The following is a 1,870-nucleotide window of genomic DNA, read 5'->3' as shown; positions in this document are numbered from 1 at the left end:
AAGCAGGCTTTAAGCCTGCTTCTTTTGTTGAGTTTTAAAAATCTTTGGATACAATAGAGCTAGGAGGAAACATGGAACAACTATTAAAGGACATCAAACGATTAGTCAACATCCCATCCGTCTGTGTAGAACAAGGGGGAGAGAAGCCCTTAGGAGACGGAATCGACCAAGCATTAAATGAAGCACTAGAGATGTTTAAGTCGTACGGATTTGAGACCTATAAAGATCCACAAGGCTATTACGGATACGCAGAAATGGGTACAGGAGAGCTCTTTGGAATCCTAGGACACCTCGATGTCGTACCTGCAGGAAACGTCAGCGAATGGACACATGCACCCTTTGAATTCTATCAAGATGAAGAAAACATCTACGGTAGAGGTGTAAGTGACGACAAGGGACCCATTGTCATCGCTCTTCATGCACTTTTAGACGTATTAAAGGATAAGAAACTCAACAAGCGAGTAAGATTTATTCTAGGAACCGACGAAGAGACCGACTGGAGAGGAATTAATAAGTATAAGGCCGATGGAATGGAGATTCCAGCTTATGGCATCGTACCAGACAGTGACTTCCCCGTCGTTTACGTAGAAAAGACCATCTTACAAGTGGACCTCAAGGGAAAAGGAAGCGACCTATCGTTAAAGAGTGGTGTCGCTTATAACGTCGTCTGTGGTGAAGCACGCTACCAAAAGGATGAAGAGGTAAAGAAGAAGCTAGAGGAGATGGGTTCAACAGTAACTGAAGAAAATGGAGAGCTCGTTGTAAAGGGAAAGAACGCCCATGCTGCAGTGAGCTTTGAAGGAAAGAATGCACTCATCGAGCTATTAAGTGCCCTCCATCAAAGTGGAAAAGAGAGTCCAGCTGCTAAATATGTCCATGATAAGCTCCTCAATGCTCCTCGTGGAGAAAAGCTTTTAAAGGTTACAAGTGATAAAGAGAGCGGATCGATGACAGTTAACCTCGGTCTCGTAGAACTTGGACCAGAGGAAGAAGTCCTAAAGATCGACATGCGTCTACCTGTTACCTTTGATGTGGAGAAGGTAATCGAGGAGATGAACGAGGACGGCAAAGCCTACGGACTTCATGCAGAGGTCAAAAGTAAGCTAGATAGTCTCTACCTACCAAAAGAATCCGACTTTGTTCAAACGCTCGTTCAGAGCTTTAGAGATGTCACAGGAGATATGACAGAACCTGTCATCAGTGGTGGAGGAACTTACGCTAGAGCCATGAAGAACTTCATTAGCTTTGGTCCCTCTCTACCAGGAAAAAATTATCATATTCATGAACCCAACGAAAGAGTTCCTTTAAAGGATATCGAAGTGACCTATGAGGTCTATAAAGAGGCCTTTAAGAGACTACTTGTTGAATAATATTTGTGGTATTGTACTGGTGTGAACAAAAAAACCATTAGGTTTTTCATGGGTGGCGGTTACGACCAACGCCCGCTTTTTTTGAAAAATTTTTGAATCGCTCGGAAAAACTCCAGATAAAAAAGTAAATCCTTAGTTTTGGCCTTTCCCGTATCGTGGGGGCTACTCCTAAGGATTTGTAAAGCGTTGCTTTTCAGAGTCGACTCTGTGCACTCATTTAATAACATCACAAAGCGTGTGTCAAACAAGTGTTATTAAGGCTCTTATTGTCTTTTCAGGAGACATTTTTGACCCCGATTTGACTACGAAAAAAAGCACTCACCTATTCTTAGGTTGAGTGCTTTTATCCTTTTCAAATGGAGTGATTGCAAGGGTTTCATGTTCCCTTCATACTCTTCTGAAAAATGATTGGTGACCCATACGGGAATCGAACCCATGATTTCACCGTGAGAGGGTGACGTCTTGACCGCTTGACCAATGGGCCGTGTGTACCAAAGAAA

Annotated in this window: 1 protein-coding gene and 1 tRNA gene; one reads left to right on the top strand and one right to left on the bottom strand. The window is 42.9% G+C overall.

Features of this window, described 5'->3' with window-relative positions; translation table 11 throughout:
- The first annotated feature begins 71 nt into the window (after positions 1-71).
- Positions 72-1,370 (top strand): Sapep family Mn(2+)-dependent dipeptidase, encoded by a 1,299-nt coding sequence (locus ACUB3H_RS04120; protein ID WP_459129391.1) that lies wholly within the window; start codon positions 72-74, stop codon positions 1,368-1,370.
- A 409-nt stretch (positions 1,371-1,779) separates the two neighbouring features.
- Here the strand turns inward: ACUB3H_RS04120 and ACUB3H_RS04115 are convergent.
- Positions 1,780-1,854, bottom strand: a tRNA-Glu gene (locus ACUB3H_RS04115).
- Between the last annotated feature and the right edge of the window lie 16 nt (positions 1,855-1,870).

The organism is Guggenheimella bovis (assembly GCF_054492335.1).
This window is presented reverse-complemented; position numbering and strand designations above follow the sequence as displayed.